General features: G+C 62.2%; 17 protein-coding genes. 12 read left to right on the forward strand and 5 right to left on the reverse strand.

Annotated elements, in window-relative coordinates; translation table 11 throughout:
• The first annotated feature begins 2 nt into the window (after positions 1–2).
• Together sirB1 and kdsA are read left to right on the forward strand one after the other, a co-directional pair.
• Positions 3–815 (forward strand): invasion regulator SirB1, encoded by an 813-nt coding sequence (gene sirB1, locus ACOI6Z_RS03650; RefSeq protein ID WP_017899847.1) that lies wholly within the window; start codon positions 3–5, stop codon positions 813–815.
• A gap of 39 nt (positions 816–854) precedes the next feature.
• Positions 855–1,709 carry a 3-deoxy-8-phosphooctulonate synthase gene (gene kdsA, locus ACOI6Z_RS03655; protein ID WP_002910393.1) on the forward strand — a complete coding sequence of 285 codons (855 nt, stop codon included), beginning with the start codon at positions 855–857 and terminating at the stop codon, positions 1,707–1,709.
• Between the two features lie 87 nt (positions 1,710–1,796).
• Here kdsA and chaA read toward each other — a convergent pair whose 3' ends face one another.
• Positions 1,797–2,897, reverse strand: a complete 1,101-nt coding sequence (gene chaA, locus ACOI6Z_RS03660; protein WP_004203207.1) for a sodium-potassium/proton antiporter ChaA — start codon at positions 2,895–2,897, stop codon at positions 1,797–1,799.
• Positions 2,898–3,160: 263 nt separating this feature from the next.
• On the opposite strand from chaA, the gene chaB reads away from it, so the two are divergent.
• On the forward strand, positions 3,161–3,391 hold the full coding sequence (gene chaB, locus ACOI6Z_RS03665) for a putative cation transport regulator ChaB (RefSeq protein WP_064154432.1): 231 nt from the start codon (positions 3,161–3,163) through the stop codon (positions 3,389–3,391).
• Positions 3,392–3,527: 136 nt separating this feature from the next.
• Positions 3,528–4,208 (forward strand): gamma-glutamylcyclotransferase, encoded by a 681-nt coding sequence (locus tag ACOI6Z_RS03670; protein ID WP_023290144.1) that lies wholly within the window; start codon positions 3,528–3,530, stop codon positions 4,206–4,208.
• Between the two features lie 56 nt (positions 4,209–4,264).
• On the opposite strand, the gene ACOI6Z_RS03675 is transcribed toward ACOI6Z_RS03670, so the two are convergent.
• On the reverse strand, positions 4,265–4,507 hold the full coding sequence (locus ACOI6Z_RS03675; protein WP_002910387.1) for a DUF1883 domain-containing protein: 243 nt from the start codon (positions 4,505–4,507) through the stop codon (positions 4,265–4,267).
• Positions 4,508–4,745: 238 nt separating this feature from the next.
• Positions 4,746–5,099, reverse strand: a complete 354-nt coding sequence (locus ACOI6Z_RS03680; RefSeq protein WP_002910380.1) for a DsrE/DsrF/TusD sulfur relay family protein — start codon at positions 5,097–5,099, stop codon at positions 4,746–4,748.
• Positions 5,100–5,167: 68 nt separating this feature from the next.
• On the opposite strand from ACOI6Z_RS03680, the gene nasR reads away from it, so the two are divergent.
• The 7 genes from nasR to ACOI6Z_RS03715 all read left to right on the forward strand — a co-directional run bounded on the left by nasR (position 5,168) and on the right by ACOI6Z_RS03715 (position 17,753).
• Positions 5,168–6,349: a nitrate regulatory protein NasR gene (gene nasR / locus ACOI6Z_RS03685; protein WP_044523872.1), complete on the forward strand. Its 1,182-nt coding sequence runs from the start codon at positions 5,168–5,170 to the stop codon at positions 6,347–6,349.
• 243 nt (positions 6,350–6,592) lie between these two features.
• Entirely contained in the window at positions 6,593–7,849 is a 1,257-nt protein-coding gene (locus ACOI6Z_RS03690) for a CmpA/NrtA family ABC transporter substrate-binding protein (protein WP_032453296.1), read from the forward strand.
• 1 nt (position 7,850) lies between these two features.
• Positions 7,851–8,735, forward strand: a complete 885-nt coding sequence (gene ntrB, locus ACOI6Z_RS03695) for a nitrate ABC transporter permease (RefSeq protein ID WP_023290141.1) — start codon at positions 7,851–7,853, stop codon at positions 8,733–8,735.
• A 9-nt stretch (positions 8,736–8,744) separates the two neighbouring features.
• Positions 8,745–9,533, forward strand: coding sequence for an ABC transporter ATP-binding protein (locus ACOI6Z_RS03700; RefSeq protein ID WP_032453294.1), 789 nt, complete (start codon positions 8,745–8,747; stop codon positions 9,531–9,533).
• Positions 9,534–9,543: 10 nt separating this feature from the next.
• Positions 9,544–13,611 carry a nitrite reductase large subunit NirB gene (nirB, locus tag ACOI6Z_RS03705; RefSeq protein WP_348802418.1) on the forward strand — a complete coding sequence of 1,356 codons (4,068 nt, stop codon included), beginning with the start codon at positions 9,544–9,546 and terminating at the stop codon, positions 13,609–13,611.
• Positions 13,611–16,217 carry a nitrate reductase gene (locus ACOI6Z_RS03710; protein ID WP_243816892.1) on the forward strand — a complete coding sequence of 869 codons (2,607 nt, stop codon included), beginning with the start codon at positions 13,611–13,613 and terminating at the stop codon, positions 16,215–16,217. Before nirB ends, ACOI6Z_RS03710 begins: the two co-directional genes overlap by 1 nt.
• A gap of 153 nt (positions 16,218–16,370) precedes the next feature.
• The gene (locus tag ACOI6Z_RS03715; RefSeq protein ID WP_110243403.1) at positions 16,371–17,753 is read left to right on the forward strand and encodes a YchO/YchP family invasin; all 1,383 of its coding nucleotides are present in this window, start codon (positions 16,371–16,373) and stop codon (positions 17,751–17,753) included.
• Here ACOI6Z_RS03715 and narL read toward each other — a convergent pair.
• Both narL and narX read right to left on the reverse strand, forming a co-directional pair.
• Positions 17,750–18,400 (reverse strand): two-component system response regulator NarL, encoded by a 651-nt coding sequence (gene narL, locus ACOI6Z_RS03720; protein WP_002910198.1) that lies wholly within the window; start codon positions 18,398–18,400, stop codon positions 17,750–17,752. The genes ACOI6Z_RS03715 and narL overlap by 4 nt on opposite strands.
• A 10-nt stretch (positions 18,401–18,410) precedes the next feature.
• Entirely contained in the window at positions 18,411–20,189 is a 1,779-nt protein-coding gene (gene narX, locus ACOI6Z_RS03725; protein ID WP_050533294.1) for a nitrate/nitrite two-component system sensor histidine kinase NarX, read from the reverse strand.
• A gap of 311 nt (positions 20,190–20,500) precedes the next feature.
• Here narX and ACOI6Z_RS03730 point away from each other — a divergent pair, with 311 nt between their 5' ends.
• Positions 20,501–21,889 (forward strand): NarK family nitrate/nitrite MFS transporter, encoded by a 1,389-nt coding sequence (locus ACOI6Z_RS03730; protein WP_023290135.1) that lies wholly within the window; start codon positions 20,501–20,503, stop codon positions 21,887–21,889.
• The last annotated feature ends 383 nt before the right edge of the window (positions 21,890–22,272 follow it).

Here is a 22,272-nt window from a genome sequence, read left to right on the forward strand (position 1 = left end):
TCATGGGGTCATTAGCGGATTTCGAATTTAACAAAGCGCCATTGTGTGATGGCATGGTCCTCATTTCTGAACAGGTCCGCGACGATTTTCCGACGCGTTTTGTCGAGGAAGAGCTGCAGCGGCTGCTGCGCCTCGCGCAGGAGGAGATTGCGCCTTCGTGGGACCAGGAACGCCAGATAGAACGCCTGCTGGCGCTGTTTTACGAGGAGTGGGGCTTTGGCGCCTCGCAGGGCGTTTATCGTCTATCCGACGCGCTATGGCTCGATAAAGTGCTGGTCAACCGCCAGGGGAGCGCGGTGTCATTAGGCGCGATCCTGCTGTGGATCGCCCAGCGCCTGGGGCTGCCGGTGGTGCCGGTGATCTTCCCGACCCAGATGCTGCTGCGCGCGGACCCGGAAACCAGCGAAGAGATGTGGCTGATTAATCCGTTCAACGGCGAAACCCTCGACGAACATACCCTGGAGGTATGGCTGAAGGGCAACATCGGGCCGGTGGCGGAACTGTTTAATGAAGATCTCGACGAAGCGGATAACGCCGAGGTGATCCGCAAGCTGCTGGACACCCTGAAGTCGGCGCTGATGGAAGAGCGGCAGATGGAGCTGGCCCTGCGCGCCAGCGAAGCGCTGCTGCAGTTTAACCCGGAAGATCCGTATGAGATCCGCGACCGCGGGCTGATATACGCCCAGCTGGATTGCGATCACGTGGCGCTGCTGGACCTGAGCTATTTTGTCGAGCAGTGTCCGGAGGATCCGATCAGCGAGATGATCCGCGCACAAATCAACACGATTTCGCACAAACAAATTACATTGCATTAGTCTGGAACCATTCCGGTTACACCCTGATAAGGCGAATTTATGAAACAAAAAGTGGTTAGCATTGGTGATATCAACGTAGCGAACGACCTGCCGTTCGTGCTGTTCGGCGGGATGAACGTGCTGGAGTCACGCGATCTGGCGATGCGCATCTGCGAACATTACGTCACCGTTACGCAGAAGCTTGGCATCCCCTACGTCTTCAAAGCCTCCTTTGATAAAGCCAACCGTTCCTCCATTCACTCCTATCGTGGGCCGGGTCTGGAAGAAGGGATGAAGATTTTCCAGGAGCTGAAGCAGACCTTTGGCGTGAAAATCATTACCGACGTTCATGAAGCCAGCCAGGCGCAGCCGGTGGCTGACGTCGTGGACGTGATCCAGCTTCCCGCCTTCCTCGCGCGCCAGACTGACCTGGTGGAAGCGATGGCCAAAACCGGAGCGGTGATCAACGTCAAGAAACCGCAGTTCGTCAGCCCGGGCCAGATGGGCAACATCGTCGATAAATTCATCGAAGGTGGTAACGACAAAGTGATCCTCTGCGACCGCGGCGCTAACTTCGGTTACGACAACCTGGTGGTGGATATGCTCGGCTTTGGCGTGATGAAGAAAGCCTCCAACAACTCGCCGGTTATCTTCGACGTCACCCACGCGCTGCAGTGCCGCGACCCGTTTGGCGCAGCCTCCGGCGGTCGCCGCGCGCAGGTGAGCGAACTGGCCCGCGCCGGTATGGCGGTGGGTATCGCCGGTCTGTTTATCGAAGCGCATCCGGATCCGGACCACGCGAAATGCGACGGCCCGTCCGCGCTGCCGCTGGATAAACTGGAGCCGTTCCTCAAGCAGATGAAAGCGATTGACGATCTGGTGAAAAGCTTCGACGAGCTGGATACCAGCAAGTAAGCCTGACCGCATCACTGAAAAAGCCTGCCGGCGTCAAAACCGGCAGGCTTTTTTTTCGCCCGGGCTCCGCCGGACGGGCAAGCGGGGTCAGGCGAAAATGGTCATCAGGTAGGCGGCGAACAGCGCCAGATGGGCCGCGCCGTTCAGCACATTGGTGCGTCCGGTGGAGAAGGAGATATGGCACAGCACCAGCGAGGCGACCATCACCACCATCTCCGGCGCGCCAAGGCCAAAGCGCAGCTCATTGCCGGTCAGGAAGGCGATGAGGGTGACCACCGGGACCGTCAGCGAGATGGTGGCCAGCACGGAGCCGAAGAACAGGTTCATCGCCCGCTGTACCTGATTGTTGAGCACCGCTTTGAGCGCGCCAAGGCCTTCCGGCGACAGGATCAGCAAGGCCACGAGGAAGCCGGTGAAGGCCACCGGGGCATTCATGCTGGTCAACAGCGTTTCCAACGGGTTGGCGTTCATTTTAGTGACGGCGATCACCGCCACCAGGTGCACCAGCAGCCAGGCGGTATGCCACCCGCTGCTGTGGGCGGACGGTTTACCGTGGTGCGGGTCGTCATCATCGCCGTCGTCTTCATGCTCGTAAACAAACAGACTCTGATGGGTTTTGGTCTGAATAAGCAGGAAAACGCCGTACATGGCCGCCGAAATCACCGCCACCAGCAGCGATTGCCCGGTGCTGAAGTTCGCGCCCGGCAGCGCCATGGGAAACACCAGCACGATAATCGCCAGCGGAAACAGGGCGATAAGGTACTGCTTAATGCCGAACAGATTCATATATTGGGTGGCGAATTTACGCCCGCCCAGCAGCAGGGAGAAACCGACCAGACCGCCGGTGACGATCATAATGATGGAGTAGAGCGTATCACGCATCAGGGTCGGCGCGGCGTCGCCGGTGGCCATCAACGCGGAGATCAGACTGACCTCAAGGATAACCACCGACAGGCTGAGAATCAGGGAGCCGTAGGGTTCGCCCAGGCGGTGGGCGAGGACGTCGGCGTGGCGGACCACGCTGAAGGCGCTGCTTAAAATACCGACCAGCGCGAGGATATTAATCGCGATAACCACTGGCAGTGACTGGCTGCTGCCCCAGAAAAACAGCACCGCCAGCGCCAGCACCGGAAAGACGAGGGAAGACTCCTTATGGCGGGTTTTTACCGCCTCATGTGCATGGGTCATGAACCATCTCCATTTATGCAGGTGTTATAATTATAAAAACGCAGGGCGATAAAGTAACAGATTTTGCTAAATTTCTGCTGTATTTTTACTTAAGTTTACGGGTATCGATAGATATCTTGATTAGTTTATTATAATTTGCGATTACGCTATTTTTATACTTACTATTCAGATAATTACTAAAATTCATTTTTAACTCATCATCGGCTTGATAGCCTGCCGCCTGCGTTCCAGACTTAAATTTTATGCTCAAACAGGAGGTCATTATGCCCTATAACAGTAAACAAGAGCTCCCCGACAGCGTTCAGCATGTTCTGCCTGCCCATGCGCAGGAAATTTATAAAGAAGCGTTTAACAGCGCCTGGGATCAATATAAAGATAAAGAGGAGCGGCGCGATGACGCCAGCCGTGAAGAGACGGCGCACAAAGTCGCCTGGGCGGCGGTGAAAAACAGTTACGAGAAAGGCGATGACGATAAGTGGCATAAGAAAAAATAATTGCTGACGCCGCTTTTATGCTTGCCAGCGCCCCGCTCATTGCTTATTGAAAGATAAAGCTGGATAATATTTCAGCAATATTGACGGATGCATGAGACGAACGCCGGGAAGCGGGCAGTGGCGGAGGTAGTAAACAGTGTTAACTCGTGATTTCTTGATGAATGCGGATTGTAAGACAGCGTTTGGCGCTATTGAGGAATCGCTACTCTGGTCGGCAGAACAACGCGCAGCCTCGCTGGCGGCGACGCTGGCCTGCCGCCCGGATGATGGCTCAGTATGGATCTTTGGCTACGGTTCGCTTATCTGGAACCCGGCGCTCAATTATCGCGAGTCCTGCACTGGCACGCTGCCGGGCTGGCACCGCGCGTTTTGCCTGCGGTTGACCGCCGGGCGCGGGAGCGCCTGCCAGCCGGGACGGATGCTGGCCCTGAAAGAGGGCGGTCGAACCACCGGCGTCGCTTATCGTCTGCCGGACGACACGCTGGAAGAAGAGCTGACGCTGCTGTGGAAACGGGAGATGATTACCGGCTGCTATCTGCCGACCTGGTGCAAGCTGGAGCTGGACGACGGGCGGACGGTAAATGCGCTGGTGTTTATTATGGATCCGCGTCATCCGCTGTTTGAGCCGGATACCAGCGCCCAGGTCATTGCTCCGCTGATCGCCCGGGCCAGCGGGCCGCTCGGCACCAACGCCCAGTACCTGTTTTCGCTGGAGCAGGCGTTGAGTAAGCTCGGGATGCACGACGCCAGTCTTGATGATCTGGTGGCCAGCGTCCGCGCGCTGTTGGGCGACAGCCCGACGCCGGGCCTGGCCTGAGCGCGCGGAAAAGAAAAACGCCCGGCATGGCCGGGCGTGTGTTAAGGCAGTGACTGTCAGGCCGGAACGTAGCTGATGGAGTGCTCCAGTGACTGGCTGTGACTGTCGATAAGCACGTTCCAGGTGCCGCTGTAGGGCACCGTCAGATAGGCGCTGTCCCGATCCTGCACGCTCAGAATATCCGCATGGCTGTCGCCAGGAACCTTTGCGCTCATCAGATGAATATGGCAGCGCTCTGAGCACCGCACCACCAGCGTGTCACCGCCAAACAACGTCAAACTTGCTTTTACCATCGCCATTTTTGTACCCCGTTTCTGTCCCGCTACAGCATCCTGCCCACCCAGTCCTAGCGTGATATTGTTCACACTTTGCTCTGTGCATCACACCAAACGGCGCGGGTCGGGATGCTGATTTTGATCAAAAAAAGGGATAAAGATTAAACAAAAATGACGTTGTTCCTGAAAGCATTCAGCTAACGTTTTTTTCACCTCTTCAGGCGGCGAAACCTGATATTTCCTCCCGTTCGGCGGCGCAGATTTAGAAGGTCAGCACTTTATCTGCCGCCAGGGTCCACTGAGCCAGCTCAACGAGAGTGCCAACCTCCACCCCATCAACCAGCGGCAGTGCGCTGACCCCGCGGCCGTCCGCGCAGGTCTTGCACAGCTTCACGGGAACCTGCTGGGCGGTGAGGATCTCCAGCATCTGCTGCACATTATACCCTTCCGCCGGCTTCTGCCCGCGCAGCCCGGCGGTGACGGCGTCGGACATCAAAAACAGCTTGAGATCGAGGTCGGACTGCTGTTCGCGCAGGGCAATGGCCAGGCGCAGGCTGTTGAACAGGGATTCACTGCCGTAGGCGGCGCCGTTGGCGATAATCACAATACGTTGCATACAAACTCCTTCTTAAAGGCACGGTTATTGCTTTACCGCAGTATAAAGCGTTAACCCGGAGGAGGGGTATGAATAATACGACTGGTCACGCGGACGAGGCGACGGCCTGGCTGCAGCTGGCGCGCCGCCTGCAAAAACAACAGCTTCAGCAACTTGCCCGGCTGGGCGAGCTGGCAAGTCAGCTCAGCGCGCTGGTGCATATGCTGCAGTGCGAGCGCGGGGCGTCGAATATTTTTCTTTGCTCGGGCGGTCAGCTGTACGCGGCGGAGTGTCGGGCGGGTGGGGCGCTGGTTGATGAGCGGCTGGCCTTGTTCTATGCCGCCCTCGAACGGGCGCGCGCGGTCGCCGGCAGCGCGCTGTGCTGGCGCATCGCCCGGGCGGTCGGCGATCTGGCGCAGCTCCCGGCGCTGCGTGAGCAGGTCAGCCGTCGGCAGGTCGCCGCTGAAGCCGCGACGGAGCAGTTCAGCCGTATTATCCGCCATCTGCTGAATATCGTCCCGCAGCTCAATGACAGCATTGACGACCCGTCGGTAGCCGGGCGTATGGTCGCCCTGTACAGCTTTATGCAGGGAAAAGAGCTGGTGGGCCAGGAGCGCGCGCTGGGAGCATTGGGCTTTACCCGCGGCGAGTTCAGCGACAGCCTGCGCCAGCAGCTGGTGGACCGTATTGATGGTCAGCAGCCCTGCTTTGACAGCTTCCAGGCGCTGGGCAGTCCGGCGACGGTCCAGCTGTTTACGACCGAGTGCCAGGCCGGTCTGGACATCGAGCAACTGCGGCGGATCGCCTGCACCCGCCAGCCGGCGGCGGACGGCGGGGAAACGGCGCTGCGCTGGTTCGGCCTGCAAACCCAGCGGCTTGAGCAACTGCGCGAAGTGGAAGAGCAACTGATCGACGATCTGCTGGACGCCACCGACGCGCTGTTAGAAGACGACGCGCCTGGCTGGCTGGCCGGGGAGGAGAGCGACAGCGTGACGCCGCGGCTGGATAAACAGCTGCTGCCGCTGGTGCGCCAGCAGGCCTATGAGCTGCAACAGCTCTCCAGCCAGCTGGCTTCGCTGAAAGACGCGCTCGAGGAACGCAAGCTGATCGAAAAAGCGAAAAGCCTGCTGATGACTCACCAGGGGATGCCGGAGGAGCAGGCCTGGCAGACGCTGCGCAAGATGGCCATGGACAAGAATCAGCGGATGGTTGAGATAGCTCGCGCGCTGCTGATGGTGAAGGCGATCTGGCCATTAACCCCAAAGGAGTAGATGCACAATCGATGGGCATTCGCTGCCTGTCGGCGGTGCACTTTTGCCTGACAAACCGACCAGAGCGAAAGGAAAAGCCCGCCAGCGCGCCATAGCCAAAGCTGGCATCCCCTTTGCATTAGCATTAGTGAGTGAATAAAAGTCCGGGCGACGAACCAATGGCGGTTCGGGTGTCCGTGGATAAAGGCGTCCTGCAGTGCATATGCACTGTCGGGCGCTTTTTTTTGCGCGTGTGGAGCGGATATGAGCGATAAGTTTTCAATTTCACGGCGGCGCTTGCTGCAGGCAGGGGCCGCGCTGGGCGGCGCGATGCTGCTGCCGGGCGTGATGCAGGCCGCATGGGCCGGCGGCTCGGACAGACCGGAGCAAACCACCGTGCGGGTAGGGTTTATTCCGCTGACCGACTGTGCGCCGCTGGCCATCGCCGCGGCGAAGGGGTTTGACAAAAAATATGGCATTACCCTGGCGCCGAGTAAGGAGGCCAGCTGGGCGGCGGTGCGCGACAAGCTGGTGGCCGGTGAACTGGACGCGGCGCATATTCTCTATGGCCTGCTGTACGGTCTTGAACTGGGGATCGCCAGCAAGCCGCAGGCGATGGCTAATCTGATGACCCTCAACCGCAATGGTCAGGCCATCACTCTCTCCAGCGAACTGCAGGAGAAAGGGGTGACCGACCTCGGCGGACTGAAGCGGCTGATCGACCGCAGCGCGCCGGGCAGCTACACCTTCGCCCATACCTTTCCCACCGGCACCCATGCCATGTGGCTTTACTACTGGCTGGCGAGCGCCGGCATCGATCCCTTTAACGATGTGCGCACCGTCGTGGTGCCGCCGCCGCAGATGGTGATGAACATGCGCATCGGCAATATGAGCGGCTTTTGCGTCGGCGAGCCGTGGAACGCCCGCGCCATTAACGACCGTATCGGCTTCACCGCGGCCACTTCCCAGGATATCTGGCCTGAGCATCCTGAAAAGGTGCTGGGCGCCCGTCGCGACTGGGTGGAACGCCACCCGAACACCGCCCGCGCGCTGGTGGCGGCCCTGATGGAGGCGCAGCGCTGGATCGCCGCCTCGGCGGAGAACACCCGGGAGACGGCCCGCCTGCTCGCCAGACGCGGCTGGCTCAATACCAAAGAGCAGTACCTCACCGGCCGGATGCTTGGGGAGTATGACAACGGCCTCGGCCGCCGCTGGCAGGATGCCCATCCGATGCGCTTTTACGCCGAGGGAGAGGTGAGCTTCCCCTGGCTGTCGGACGGGATGTGGTTCCTCACCCAGTTTCGTCGCTGGGGGCTGCTGAAGCAGGCTCCGGATTACCTCGCGGTGGCGTCGCGTCTTAACCGCATCGACGTCTGGCAGGCGGCCGCCCAGGCGGTCGGCGGGATCAGCACACCGGCAGCCACGATGCGCAGCAGCACACTGATGGACGGTACGGTCTGGAACGGGTCTGACCCGGAAGGCTACGCCCGCCATTTCGCTATTCAACGTAAGGGGGCATGAGATGAAGCAGGCACAACGTAAGCAACCGGTCGTCAGCGTGGAGAACGCGCCTGGCGAAGTCATTATCCTGCCGCCGGTGCAGGTCCGGCGCACCACGCCGACCGTCACGCGCTGGCTGCGTGAGCTCACCCAGCGCCTGCTGCCCCCGCTGCTGGGGCTGGGGGTGCTGCTGCTGGCCTGGCAGCTGGCGGCGATGCACAGCAAAGGCTTTCCCACCCCGCTGAGCACGCTGGACTCGGCGCTGACGCTGTTCGCCGATCCGTTCTATCAGGACGGGCCGAATGACATGGGGATCGGCTGGAACGTGCTGGCCTCCCTGCAGCGCGTGGCGGTGGGCTTCGGCCTGGCGGCGCTGGCGGGCATTCCGCTGGGGTTTTTGATCGGCCGCTCGCTGTTCTTCGCCCGCATGTTTAATCCGCTGATTGCTCTGCTGCGCCCGGTCAGCCCGCTGGCCTGGCTGCCGATTGGCCTGCTGCTGTTCCAGAAGGCGGAGCCAGCCTCCAGCTGGACCATTTTTATCTGCTCCATCTGGCCGATGGTGATCAACACCGCGGAAGGCGTGCGGCGGATCCCGCAGGACTATCTCAACGTCGCCCGCGTCCTCCAGCTCTCAGAGTGGACGGTGATGCGCAAAATTCTCTTTCCGGCGGTGCTGCCGGCGGTGCTCACCGGCGTGCGCCTCTCCATCGGCATCGCCTGGCTGGTGATCGTGGCGGCGGAAATGCTCACCGGCGGGCTGGGGATCGGCTTCTGGATCTGGAACGAGTGGAACAACCTCAATGTGGAAAACATCATCATCGCCATCGTCATTATCGGCGTCGTCGGCCTGCTGCTGGAGCAGGGCCTGATGCTGCTCGCCCGCCGCTTTAGCTGGCAGGAAAAATAAGGAGCCAACATGAAACCATTAATTCAGGTGCAGGCCGTCAGCCAGCGCTTCAACACCGCCAGCGGCGAGTTTCTGGCGCTGCAGAATGTCTCCTTCGATATCGTCGAAGGGGAGACCATTAGCCTGATCGGCCACTCGGGTTGTGGAAAATCGACCCTGCTGAATCTAATCGCCGGGATCACGACCCCTACCGAGGGCGGACTGCTGTGCGATAACCGGGAAATCGCCGGGCCCGGGCCGGAGCGGGCGGTGGTTTTCCAGAACCACTCGCTGCTGCCGTGGCTGAGCTGTTTCGACAATGTGGCGCTGGCGGTGGATCAGGTGTTCCGTCGCACCATGAGCAAGCATGAGCGTCGGGAGTGGATTGAACACAACCTCGCGCGCGTGCAGATGGGTCATGCGCTGCATAAACGGCCCGGGGAGATCTCCGGCGGCATGAAGCAGCGGGTGGGTATCGCCCGGGCGCTGGCAATGAAGCCGAAAGTGCTGCTGCTTGATGAGCCCTTCGGCGCCCTGGACGCGCTGACCCGCGCTCACCTCCAGGACACGGTGATGCATATCCAGCAGGAGCTCAATACCACCATCGTCATGATCACCCACGACGTTGATGAAGCGGTGCTGCTCTCCGACCGGGTGCTGATGATGACCAACGGCCCGGCGGCGACGGTCGGCGAGATCCTCGCGGTCGATCTGCCGCGTCCGCGGCATCGCGTTCAGCTGGCGGACGACAGCCGGTATCACCATCTGCGCCAGCAGATCCTCCATTTCCTGTATGAAAAACAGCCGAAAGCGGCCTAAGGAGACGGTCATGACGCGGCGACTGGTGGTGATCGGTAACGGCATGGCGGCCACCCGGCTGGTGCAGCGGCTGGTTGAGCGCGACCCTGCGCGGTTTGCCATTACCGTCGTCGGCGACGAGCCGCACCCGGCCTATAACCGCATCCAGCTCTCGCCGCTGCTGGCTGGCGAAAAAACGGCATCGCAGATCCCGTTGCTGCCGGCGGAGTGGTACACCCGGCACGGGGTGTGTCTGCGGTCTGGCGAGGCGGTGGATGAAGTGGATGTTGCGCAACGGCGGCTGCGCATCGCTGACGCCTGGCTGCCGTGGGACGAGCTGGTTTTCGCCACCGGCTCGCGGCCCTTTATCCCGCCGCTGCCGGGCATTGATCGTCCGCAGGTTATGCCCTTCCGCACCCTGGCGGACGTGGAACGTATTCTGGCGATACCCGGCCCGGCGGTGGTGATTGGCGGTGGGGTTCTGGGCGTGGAAGCGGCGGCGGCGCTGCGTCGCCGCGGCGGAGAGGTCACACTCCTGCATCGCGGCAGCGGCTTAATGGCGCCGCTGATCGACGCCTTTGCCGCCGATGAGCTCAGGCAGCAGCTTGAAGCGCGCGGCATTCGCTGCGTGCTGGAGTGCCGGATCGCCGCCATCGACGCTGACGGCGTGCGGCTGGCGGACGGGCGGGTATTCCGCGCCGCCCGAGTGGTGCTGGCGACCGGCGTGCAGCCCAACAGCCGTCTGGCGGCGCAGTCCGGCGTGCTGTGCCAGCAGGGGATCGTGGTTGACCGCCAGATGGCCGCCTCGCTGCCGGGGATCAGCGCCATCGGCGAGTGTTGCGAAATTGACGGCCAGACCTGGGGGCTGGTGGCTCCCTGCCTGCGCCAGGCCGAGGTGCTGGCGGATCGCCTGTGCGGCGCCCCCGGCGCGGGCTTTGTCTGGCAGGACGCCGGGACCCGCCTGAAGGTCACCGGCATTGAACTCTTTAGCGTCGGCGAACAGCAGGCCGGCGAACAGGATGACATCTATACCAGCTGGGATCCCATCGACCGGCACTATCGTCGCCTGCTGCTGCGCGGCGGCCGCCTGCGCGGCGTGCTGCTGATGGGCGACTGTACCACCGCCGCCGCGCTCACCGCGCGCCTGGAAAGCGACGAGCCCGCCACTGCGGACTGGCTTTTTGACCCTTCTTCAACGCAGCCGCAGGCTGCAGGAATAATGACGATGACGAAACCTGTATTAGTGCTGGTGGGACATGGCATGGTCGGCCACCATTTTCTCGAACAATGCGTGAGCCGCAACCTGCATCAGCAATATCGTATCGTGGTGTTTGGCAAAGAGCGTTACGCCGCCTACGATCGGGTGCATCTCTCCGAATATTTCGCCGGACGCAGCGCCGAATCGCTGTCGCTGGTGGCCGATGATTTCTTTCACCAGCACGGCATCGAACTCCGCCTCGGCAAGGCGGTGGCGACGATCGACCGCGACGCGCGGCTGGTGCGGGACGCCGAGGGGCATGAAACCCACTGGGATAAACTGGTGCTGGCGACCGGCTCCTATCCCTTTGTTCCGCCGATCCCTGGCAACGATCTCGACGGGTGCTTTGTCTATCGTACCCTTGACGATCTCGACCGTATCGCCGCCCATGCCGCCGCGGCGAAGACCGGGGTGGTGATCGGGGGCGGCCTGCTCGGGCTGGAGGCCGCCAACGCCCTGAAACAGCTGGGGCTGGAGACGCACGTGGTGGAGTTTGCCCCGAACCTGATGGCCGTCCAGTTGGATAACGGCGGGGCGGCGATGCTGCGGGAGAAGATCGTCGCCCTCGGCGTGGGGGTGCATACCAGCAAAGCCACCACCGCCATCGTGCGCGAAGCCGATGGCCTGCGGCTGAACTTTGCCGACGGCGGCACGCTGGCGGCCGACATGGTGGTCTTCTCGGCAGGGATCCGCCCGCAGGACGCGCTGGCCCGCGGCTGCGCGCTGCAGGTTGGCGAGCGCGGGGGGATTGGCATCGACGGCCAGTGCCGCACCACTGACCCGGACGTGCTGGCGATAGGCGAATGTGCCCTGTGGGATAATAAAATTTACGGCCTGGTGGCGCCGGGTTATCAGATGGCGCGGATCGCCGCGGCCACCCTCGCAGGAGAGGACGCCTGCTTTAGCGGCGCCGACATGAGCACCAAACTGAAGCTGCTGGGGGTTGACGTAGCCTCGTTTGGCGATGCGCAGGGGCGCACGCCGGGCTGCCAGAGCTATCAATGGACCGACGGTCCGCAGCAGGTTTACAAAAAAATCGTCGTCAGTCAGGACGGCAAAGCCCTGCTTGGCGGCGTGCTGGTGGGGGACGCCAGCGACTATGCCACGCTGCTGCAGATGATGCTGAACGGCATGGCGCTGCCGCCGCGTCCGGAGAGCCTGATCCTGCCGGCGCTGGAGGGGGCCGCGCCGAAGGCGCTGGGGGTGGCGGCGCTGCCCGACAGCGCGCCGATCTGCTCCTGCCATAGCGTCAGCAAAGGCGATATCTGCCAGGCGGTGAACAATGGCGCGGGGGATATGGCGGCGATAAAAAGCTGCACCAGAGCGGCCACCGGCTGCGGCGGCTGCAGCGCGCTGGTGAAACAGGTGATGGAGCACCAGCTGGCGGCGCAGGGCGTCGAAGTGAAAAAAGACGTCTGCGAGCATTTCCCGTGGTCGCGTCAGGAGATCTACCATCTGGTGCGGGTCAACCATATCCATACCTTCGAGCAGCTGATTAGCCGCTACGGCCAGGGGCACGGCTGCGAGGTTTGTAAACCGCTGGTGGCCTCGGTGCTGGCCTCCTGCTGGAACGAATACCTGCTGAAGCCGGCGCACCTGCCGCTACAGGATACCAACGACCGCTATTTCGCCAACATTCAGAAGGACGGCACCTATTCGGTGGTGCCGCGGATGGCGGCAGGGGAAGTGACGCCGGACGGGCTGATCGCCATCGGGCAGATCGCCAAACGTTACCAGCTCTACAGCAAAGTGACCGGCGGTCAGCGCATCGACCTGTTTGGCGCGCGGCTGGAACAGCTGCCGGCGATCTGGCGCGAGCTGGCCGACGCCGGGTTTGAAACCGGCCACGCCTATGGCAAGTCGCTGCGCACGGTGAAGTCCTGCGTCGGCGCAACCTGGTGTCGCTACGGCGTGCAGGACTCCACCGGGCTCGCGGTGCGGCTCGAGCATCGCTATAAAGGGCTGCGCGCCCCGCACAAAATCAAGATGGCGGTCTCCGGCTGCACCCGCGAATGCGCCGAAGCCCAGGGCAAAGATATCGGGGTGATTGCCACCGACAAAGGCTGGAATCTCTACGTCTGCGGCAACGGCGGAATGAAGCCGCGTCACGCCGACCTGTTTGCCAGCGACCTCGACGAAGCGACGCTGATCCGCAGCATCGATCGTCTGCTGATGTTCTATATCCGCACCGCCGATCGCCTGCAGCGGACCAGCACCTGGATGGACAACCTGGAGGGCGGCGTGGCCTACCTGCGGCAGGTGGTGCTGGAGGACAGCCTCGGCATTGGCGAGGAGCTGGAACAGGAGATGGCCCGCATCGTCGACAGCTACCAGTGCGAGTGGCAGACCACGCTCAACGATCCCCAGCGCCTGGCGCTGTTCCGCTCCTTCGTGAACAGCGACCAGCCCGACGAGGCGGTGCAGCGCCACGATCTGCGCGGTCAGCCGCAGCCGTTGCCTGCTGAAGCGTTGCCTGAAGGCGAACTCCCATCCCGGCCGTGGCAGGCGATTTGCGACCTTGACGCCATCCCGGCGCAGGCGGGGATCGGCGCCCGGTTAGGGGAGCGGCAGATCGCCCTGTTCCGCTTTGGCGATCGGGTGTATGCCCTGGACAACCGCGAGCCGGGCAGCGCGGCCAACGTGTTGTCGCGGGGGCTGTTAGGGGACGTCGGCGGGGAACCGGTGGTGATCTCCCCGCTGTACAAACAGCGGATTCGCCTGCGCGACGGCTGGCCGTGCGACGGCGGTGAACAGGCAGTGCGCGCCTGGCCGGTGAAAGTGGAAAACGGCAAAGTGTGGGTGGGCAGCCAGCAGCTGCTGGCGCGAGCGGAGGCCTCCTGATGAAGACCATCCGAACGACCTGTCCCTACTGCGGCGTAGGCTGCGGCGTGCTGGCGAGCGTGGATGACGCGGGTCAGGTGAGCGTGCGCGGCGACGAACAGCACCCGGCCAACCTCGGCCGCCTGTGCGTCAAAGGGGCGGCACTAGGGGAGACCATGGGTCTGGCGGGGCGGCTGCTGGCGCCGGAGGTGGACGGCCAGCCGGTGGCCTGGTCTCAGGCGCTGGCGGAGACCGCTTCCCGCCTGCAACAGGTTATCGACCAGCACGGTCCGCAGGCGGTGGCATTCTACGCCTCCGGCCAGCTGTTGACGGAGGATTACTATGCCGCCAACAAGCTGATGAAGGGATTTATCGGCGCGGCGAACATCGACACCAATTCGCGGCTGTGCATGTCGTCGGCGGTGACCGGCTACAAGCGGGCCTTTGGCGCCGACGTGGTGCCCTGTAGCTATGAGGATGTGGAAAACAGCGATCTGGTGGTGCTGGTCGGCTCGAACGCCGCCTGGGCGCACCCGGTGCTGTACCAGCGTCTGGCGCAGGCGAAGCGGGATAATCCCCGGCTGCAGATCGTGGCGATCGACCCCCGGCGCACCGCCACCTGCGAGATCGCCGATCGCCATCTGGCGCTGGCGCCGGGAAGCGACGGCGGGCTGTTCGTGGGGTTGCTTAACGCCCTGGCGCAGGCCGGGGCCTGCGTCGACGGTTTTCGCGACGGCCCGCAGGCGCTGGCTGCCGCTCGCGGCTGGGACGTGGCGAAAGTGGCGGCTTTTTGCGGCCTGCCCGCCGATGAGGTGGCGGGTTTCTATCGCGATTTTATCGCCGCCCCGCGGGCCATCACCCTCTACACCATGGGAATTAACCAGTCAGCCAGCGGCAGCGACAAATGTAATGCCATCATCAACGTTCATCTGGCCAGCGGAAAGTATGGCCGCCGAGGCTGCGGCCCCTTTTCGCTGACCGGTCAACCCAACGCCATGGGCGGGCGCGAAGTCGGCGGGTTAGCGACGATGCTGGCGGCGCACATGGATTTTGTGCCAGACGATCTGCAGCGTCTGGCCCGCTTTTGGGGAACCGAGCGGCTGGCGCAGACCCCGGGGCTGACCGCCGTGGAGTTGTTTGCCGCCATCGGCCGCGGCGAGGTGAAAGCGGTGTGGATCATGGGCACCAACCCGGTGGTGTCGCTCCCCGACAGCCACGCGGTGAGCCAGGCGCTGGCCGGCTGTCCGCTGGTGATCGTCTCGGATGTCGCCGCTGAGACGGATACCGGACAATTCGCCCACATTCGCTTTCCGGCGCTGGCCTGGGGCGAGAAAAATGGCACGGTCACCAACTCGGAGCGGCGCATCTCCCGTCAGCGTAGCTTCCTGCCGCCGCCGGGGGAGGCGAAAGCGGACTGGTGGATCATCGCCAGAGTAGGGCAGGCGCTGGGGTATCGCGAGGCGTTTGCCTGGCAGCATCCGCATGACGTCTTCCGCGAGCATGCGGCGCTGTCCGGTTTCGAAAACGACGGCCAGCGGGCGTTTGATATCGGCGCGCTGGCGGATCTCAGCCGCGAGGCATGGGACGCTATGGCGCCGGTACGCTGGCCGGTCAGCCGCCGCCGCGCCGCCTGGGATGTCACGCGCGGCTGGCATAGCGATGGCAGGCTGCGGATGGTGCCAGTGACGCCTCAGCCGACCCGGGCGGCAACCGATGTCTTTTATCCGCTGATCCTCAACAGCGGGCGGATCCGCGATCAGTGGCACACCATGACCCGCACCGGCGCCGTGCCGCGGCTGATGCAGCATATCGCGGAGCCGGTGGTGGAGGTGGCGCCGCAGGACGCCGTTCGCTACCAGCTTGTCGCCGGCGGGCTGGCGCGGATCTGGTCGCGCCATGGGGTGATGGTGGCGAAAGTGGCGATCAGCGAAGGCCAGCGCCCCGGCTCGCTGTTTGTCCCAATGCACTGGAACAATCAGTTCGCCCGCCAGGGGCGGGTGAATAATCTGCTGCCCGCCGTCACGGACCCGCATTCCGCCCAGCCGGAGAGTAAACAGGCGGCGGTGGCCATCGCCCCCTGGCAGCCTGCCTGGCATAGCGAACTGTTTTGTCGCGAACCGCTGCCGTTTCCTGCGGCCTGGCACTGGCGGCGGCGGGCGGCGGCGGGCGTATTGCACTACTCGCTGGCCGGGGAGGCGTCAGCCCGACAGTGGCTCAGCGTCTGGTGCGCGCAGCGCGGCTGGCAGCTGCAGATAGCAGACGGCGGCGCGGTGTGGAACCTGCTGGCGTGGCATCAGGGGAGGCTGATGCTGGGCTGGTGGAGCGATGCGCGCGAGCCGGCGGTGGATAGCGCAGGGATAAGCGCCGCCTTCGCCGCGCCGCCGTCCGATGCCGCCCGGCGCCATGCGTTGCTCAGCGGCCGACCGGACGCCGCCGCCGCGCCGCCGGGGCGGATCGTCTGCAGCTGTTTTGGGGTGGGGGAGCGGGCGATCGGCGAGGCCATCGCCAGCGGCTGCGCCAGCGTTGGGGCTTTGGGCGCCAGGCTTAAGTGCGGGACCAACTGCGGCTCCTGCGTGCCGGAGCTCAACGCGCTGCTGACGGCGCAACCGGCCCGCGTCGGGGCGTAACGGCGCGGCGGCACCTTCTGTGGTTGGGCGACAATGTGCCCAACCGGTTTCAGCATATTCCTGGAATTGTCCGCAGGGCTGCGGGAGAAGGGAAAAAACGATAAACTAAAACTATCTTCCAATTTTTTCTGCGAGCCCGCGCCAAACCTGTTGATGCCTGTGTCGTACCGTTTGCTGCCATCCCTGATCTTTCTCCTGCTGCTGCCGGGCGCTCCCGTCTGGGCGCTGACCGCCAGCGACACCGCTCTTATGCCCCAGGGAGAAGATCCCTTGCCCGATTTGGGGATCGCCCCGCAGGTCGATGACGACGCCAGACACTTTGCCGAAGTGGCGAAGAAATTCGGCGAGGCCAGCATGAGCGATAACGGATTGACGGCGGGAGAGCAGGCGCAGATGTTCGCCATCAACAAACTCGGCAATGAAGTGAGCCACCAGCTGGAGAGCTGGCTCTCGCCGTGGGGCAACGCCAATGTCGACCTGCTGGTCGATAAAGAGGGGAAGTTCACCGGCAGTAAAGGGAGCTGGTTCGTGCCATTGCAGGATAACGAGCGCTACCTGACGTGGAACCAGTATTCGGTGACCCGGCGCGAGAACGATCTGGTGGGCAATATTGGGCTTGGCCAGCGCTGGCGGGTCGGCGGCTGGCTGCTGGGCTATAACTCGTTTTATGACAAGGTGCTGAGCGAAAGTCTGGCCCGCGGCAGCGTCGGCGCCGAGGCGTGGGGGGAATATCTCCGCCTGTCGGCGAACTACTATCATCCGCTGGGCGACTGGCAGCTGCGGGAGAATCAAACTCAGGAGCAGCGGATGGCCGCGGGGTATGACGTTACCGCCCAGGCGCGGCTGCCGTTTTATGAGCACATCAACACCAGCGTCAGCGTCGAACAGTACTTCGGCGACAGCGTCGATCTGTTTCACACCGGCACAGGCTACCATAACCCGGTGGCCGTCTCCGTCGGGCTCAATTATACCCCGGTCCCGCTGGTCACCGTGACCGCCAAGCATAAGCAAGGGGAAAATGGCGTCAGCCAGAACAACGTTGGCCTGAAGCTCAACTACCGCTTTGGCGTGCCGCTCAAGCAGCAGCTGGCGGCGGACGAGGTGGCGTTCAGCAACTCGCTGCGCGGCAGCCGCTTCGACAGCCCGGAGCGGGATAATCTGCCGGTGGTGGAGTATCGGCAGCGCAAAAATCTGACGGTCTACCTGGCCACGCCGCCCTGGGATCTACAGTCCGGGGAGACGGTGCAGCTGAAGCTGCAGATCCATAGTCTGCACGGCATCAAGTCGCTGCACTGGCAGGGCGACACCCAGGCGCTCAGCCTGACGCCGCCGGTGGATGCCAGCAGCCCCGATGGCTGGAGCGTGATTATGCCGGTGTGGAACAGTGAACCGGGCGCCGCGAACCGCTGGCGCCTGTCGGTGGTGGTAGAGGATAAACAGGGGCAGCGCGTCTCCTCCAATGAGATCGTCCTGGCGCTGACTGAGCCGCTGGTCAAGTTCACCGCGCCTGGCGTCTCGTGGACGGACTCGCCTTAAAAAATTCGCTCCTGATGGACCCATACCGCGGCTTCCACCCGGGATTTGAGCTTCATTTTCTTCAGCATATGCTTGACGTGCACTTTGACGGTGCTTTCGGTGATATCCAGCCGGCGGGCGATCATTTTGTTCGGCAGCCCCTGGGCGATCAGCTTGAGGATGTCGCGCTCGCGCGGGGTCAGCTGGCTGATGTCGCGATCGGAGGTGGCGCGGTTGGCGCGCAGGCTGGCGGCCAGCACCGGGGTTAACGCTTCGCTTAATACCATCTCGCCGGCGGCGGCCTGCTGCAGCGCTTTCAGCAGATCTTCCGGCTCCATGTCTTTCAGCAGATAGCCATCGGCGCCGCGCTTGAGGGCGGTAACAACGTCCTCTTCATGGTTAGAGACGCTGAAGACCACCACCCGGCCAGACAGCGATTTCTCACGCAGTTTGTCCAGCGTCTCCAGACCGTTCATGCCCGGCATATTGAGGTCCAGCAGGATCAGGTCCGGATCCAGCGACTCCGCCAGCTCGATACCTTGCGCGCCATTGCTGGCTTCGCCAATCACCTGGATGTCCGGCGCCATGCTGATCAGTTGTTTCACGCCGGTGCGCAGCATCGGATGGTCGTCAATGAGAAGGATGGTTGCCCGTTCCTGTTGACTCATGGGGGTCTCCTTATTGGATGGAAAACGTTTTTTCCGGGATAAACGTGACGATCACTTCGGTCCCGCCGGTTTCCCGGCGCCGAACCTGACAGTCGCCGCGCAGGCTTTGCGCGCGATCCCGCATAATGATTAAACCGTAATGGTTACTCCGCTCGGCGTGGTCCGGCACGCCGCGGCCGTTATCCGCCACCACCAGACGGACCTGATTATCGCGTTGTGACACCGTCACGGTCACTTCCGTCGCGCTGGCATGCTTCAGGGCATTGCTTAACGCTTCGCGGGCGATCTGCAGCAGGTGAATGGCCTGATGCGACGGCACAAAGCGCGGCGGGAGCTGATAATCAAGCTGCACCGTAAAGCCGAAGTGGGCGCTGTACTCCTGACAGCTGGCCTCCAGCGCCGGGCGCAGGCCCGGCTCGGTCAGCTGCAGGCGGAAGGTGGTCAACAGCTCACGCAGCTGGGCCCAGGAGGTATTCAGCTCGTTACGTATCTGCCCCAGCAGCTGACGGCTCTCCGCCGGCAAGGCGTCGCCCTGCATCTGCAGGCAGCTGACCTGCATCTTCATACAGGATAGCGACTGGGCGATGGAATCATGCAGCTCGCGGGCGATAGTGGCCCGCTCTTCCATAACGATCAGCTGCTGCTGTTTCTCCTGATGGCGGTCCAGCGCCAGGGTGCTGGTCAGTTGTTCAACCACAGTATCCACCAGCTGCTGCTGATCGTGGCTGAGATGACGGCCAACCGGCAGCGTCGCCAGCAGGATGCCGTACTGATTATGCGCATCCGACAGCCGCCACTTCAGCGTCGTTCCTCCATCCGGCAGCGGCGGCAGGTTGCGTGGGCAGAGGTAGCAGCCCATGTCGTCACATTCATTATCCGAGTGGCAGGTAAACTCCTGATGGTTGTCTTCATCTTCCAGATCGTAGACCCGCACCTCGATATCGCGCAGCAGCGTCAGACCCTGCAGGCCGTTCAGCACCGGCGAAATGCGTTCACAGAGCGGGGCGTTGGCGTGCAGCCGGCGGTTGGCCTGCCATAAGAAGGCGAGGATCTCGTTCTTCTGTTCCAGCCCGGCGGTCTTCTCCTGCACCCGGCGCTCAAGCACGGCGTAGCTTTCCGCCAGCTCTTCCGACATGTTATTTAGCGCCATGCCAAGGGTCGCCATTTCGTTGCGTCCGCTGATGTGCGCCCGCTGGGTGAAATCACGCTGGCTCACCGCTCGCGCCATGCTCAGCAGCTGTTTCCATGGCCGCAGCAGGCGGGCGCGTAGCCAGATGATGGTGAAGATCAACAGCAGCGCCATGCCGATGGCGAGGAGGCGATGGATCCAGACCACCCGTTCGATACGCTGCTCGGTGGTATGGTCGAATGCGGTGACCAACTGGTCGATACGATCGACAAAGTCGGCGACATCCTGGGCGACCTCCGCCTGGTTGACCGCGCGCTGCATGCCGGGAGCCAGCGCCAGCTGCCAGTACTGCTGCAGGGCCTGCAGCTGGCGCTCCTGCCCGTCGCGGCGGGCGGAGTTTTGCAGCTCCGGACTGAAGACGGTGGCGGTCATATCATCGACCAGCTTTTGGTCGTGTTCATTCAGCGGGATCGCCGCCAGCAGCCGGTAGCTCTGCATGCGTAATGACCCGGCTTTGTTAATGGCGTGCGCGCTGCCCTGCACGCCGTTGACCAGGCGCGCGGAGATCGCCATACCGGCGACGCCAGTAAGGGTGGCAAGCAGGACGATCAACGCCAGTTGATTGACCAGCGTCAGCGGGGTAAAAAGACGTTTTAACATGGAATGCGTGGCTCCTGACCGGTCGTGTCCCCGGGAGTGGCGCTTATTCTCGGCTATCCCCTGGAGTATACCCATACCCACAAAGAGTTACTCCTTAATTGTCGGTGGTAGGCGCCGTTGGGAGAGGGGTTAGACGCATCCCGGCAGCCGTGTGAAAAACCACACTTTTTTTCCCACCATTCTCTACTCACTTCGGAGCATGGTTTATTTTCGCACAAATTAGCGCGCGCTTTTCCTTTGATTTATATCAACTTACCGCCCGGGGCAACCCCTAAGGTAGCGGCAGGAAAAATGAATAATCAGAGGTATCTATGAGTCAATCTTCCCTCCCGGAGAAGGCTAACCGCTCGGTCATTACCGACTGGCGGCCTGAAGATCCTGAATTCTGGCAACAGCGCGGCCACCATGTGGCGAGCCGCAATTTATGGATCTCCGTTCCCTGTCTGTTACTGGCGTTCTGCGTGTGGATGTTGTTCAGCGCCGTTGCCGTTAACCTCAACAAAGTGGGCTTTCAGTTTACGACCGATCAGCTGTTTATGCTGACCGCGCTGCCGGCGCTGTCAGGCGCTTTGTTGCGCGTGCCTTACGCTTTCATGGTACCGCTGTTCGGCGGCCGCCGCTGGACGGCGTTCAGTACCGGGATCATGATTGTGCCGTGCGTGTGGCTGGGCTTTGCGGTCCAGGATACCTCCACGCCGTTTAGCGTCTTCGTGATCATCTCTCTGCTGTGCGGCTTCGCCGGGGCCAACTTCGCCTCCAGTATGGCCAATATCAGCTTCTTCTTCCCGAAAGCGAAGCAGGGCGGGGCGCTGGGCGTCAACGGCGGCCTTGGTAATATGGGCGTCAGCGTGATGCAGCTGGTCGCGCCGCTGGTGGTGTCGGTCTCGGTGTTTGCCATTTTTGGCGGGACCGGCAGCGAGCAGCCGGACGGCTCAATGCTGTATCTGGAAAACGCCGCATGGATCTGGGTACCTTTCCTGATTATTTTCACCCTGGCGGCGTGGTTCTTTATGAACGACCTGTCCGCTTCTAAAGCCTCGCTGAGCGAACAGCTGCCGGTGCTCAAACGCCTGCACCTGTGGATCATGGCGCTGCTCTATCTGGCGACCTTCGGCTCCTTTATCGGTTTCTCCGCCGGTTTCGCCATGCTGTCAAAGACCCAGTTCCCGGACGTGCAGATCCTGCACTACGCCTTCTTCGGTCCGTTTATTGGCGCGCTGGCGCGTTCGATGGGCGGGGCGATCTCCGACCGTCTCGGCGGTACCCGCGTGACGCTGGTCAACTTTGTGGTGATGGCTGTCTTCTGTGCGCTGCTGTTCCTGACCCTGCCGACCAACGGCCAGGGCGGTAACTTCATCGCCTTCTTCGCGGTGTTTATGGTGCTGTTCCTGACCGCCGGGCTGGGGAGCGCTTCCACCTTCCAGATGATCTCCGTGATCTTCCGTAAGCTGACCATGGACCGGGTGAAGGCCCAGGGCGGCAGCGAAGCCCAGGCGATGCGCGAGGCGGCGACCGATACCGCGGCGGCGCTGGGCTTTATCTCCGCCATTGGCGCCATCGGCGGCTTCTTTATTCCGAAGGCGTTCGGTATCTCGCTGGATCTGACCGGCTCGCCGGCCGGCGCGATGAAAGTCTTCCTGATCTTCTATATCGCCTGCGTGATCATCACCTGGGCGGTATACGGCCGTAAGCGTCAGTAATTCGCCATCGTCGATGTTGCTTCGTAAAGGCGTACTCCCGAAGGAGGCGCCTTTTTTTACCGGCCTATTTAGTTACAACATACTAATGGGTGATTGTATGCGTATTGGCCACTGAGCCGGGAAGGGACGGCTTGCCAGCGTCACTGCTCTACCCCTTAATACCTCCCTGGTGAACAATTCCGCGCCTGGTGACCCATTTTTCGATAAAAACCATTAAAAAACATGTAGTTAAAAAATCGAGATTACTACCACCTTGGTGGTAAATGCCAATTTCCGCCGCGATAACAAGCCAGTCCGTATTGATCGCTATCAATTCCCGTCCGCTTTCATAGCGTTACCTTCGCTGCAAATCCAGCAATGTCGATTTATCAGAGAGCCGTCAG

The organism is Klebsiella sp. C239 (assembly GCF_048822715.1).
Lineage (GTDB): Bacteria > Pseudomonadota > Gammaproteobacteria > Enterobacterales > Enterobacteriaceae > Klebsiella > Klebsiella quasipneumoniae.

Coding starts and splice junctions, on each gene's coding strand:
- sirB1 (WP_017899847.1), top strand. CDS start 3: ATGGGGTCATTAGCGGATTTCGAATTTAACAAAGCGCCATTGTGTGAT.
- kdsA (WP_002910393.1), top strand. CDS start 855: ATGAAACAAAAAGTGGTTAGCATTGGTGATATCAACGTAGCGAACGAC.
- chaA (WP_004203207.1), bottom strand. CDS start 2,897: ATGACCCATGCACATGAGGCGGTAAAAACCCGCCATAAGGAGTCTTCC.
- chaB (WP_064154432.1), top strand. CDS start 3,161: ATGCCCTATAACAGTAAACAAGAGCTCCCCGACAGCGTTCAGCATGTT.
- ACOI6Z_RS03675 (WP_002910387.1), bottom strand. CDS start 4,507: ATGGCGATGGTAAAAGCAAGTTTGACGTTGTTTGGCGGTGACACGCTG.
- ACOI6Z_RS03680 (WP_002910380.1), bottom strand. CDS start 5,099: ATGCAACGTATTGTGATTATCGCCAACGGCGCCGCCTACGGCAGTGAA.
- nasR (WP_044523872.1), top strand. CDS start 5,168: ATGAATAATACGACTGGTCACGCGGACGAGGCGACGGCCTGGCTGCAG.
- ACOI6Z_RS03690 (WP_032453296.1), top strand. CDS start 6,593: ATGAGCGATAAGTTTTCAATTTCACGGCGGCGCTTGCTGCAGGCAGGG.
- ntrB (WP_023290141.1), top strand. CDS start 7,851: ATGAAGCAGGCACAACGTAAGCAACCGGTCGTCAGCGTGGAGAACGCG.
- ACOI6Z_RS03700 (WP_032453294.1), top strand. CDS start 8,745: ATGAAACCATTAATTCAGGTGCAGGCCGTCAGCCAGCGCTTCAACACC.
- nirB (WP_348802418.1), top strand. CDS start 9,544: ATGACGCGGCGACTGGTGGTGATCGGTAACGGCATGGCGGCCACCCGG.
- ACOI6Z_RS03710 (WP_243816892.1), top strand. CDS start 13,611: ATGAAGACCATCCGAACGACCTGTCCCTACTGCGGCGTAGGCTGCGGC.
- ACOI6Z_RS03715 (WP_110243403.1), top strand. CDS start 16,371: ATGCCTGTGTCGTACCGTTTGCTGCCATCCCTGATCTTTCTCCTGCTG.
- narL (WP_002910198.1), bottom strand. CDS start 18,400: ATGAGTCAACAGGAACGGGCAACCATCCTTCTCATTGACGACCATCCG.
- narX (WP_050533294.1), bottom strand. CDS start 20,189: ATGTTAAAACGTCTTTTTACCCCGCTGACGCTGGTCAATCAACTGGCG.
- ACOI6Z_RS03730 (WP_023290135.1), top strand. CDS start 20,501: ATGAGTCAATCTTCCCTCCCGGAGAAGGCTAACCGCTCGGTCATTACC.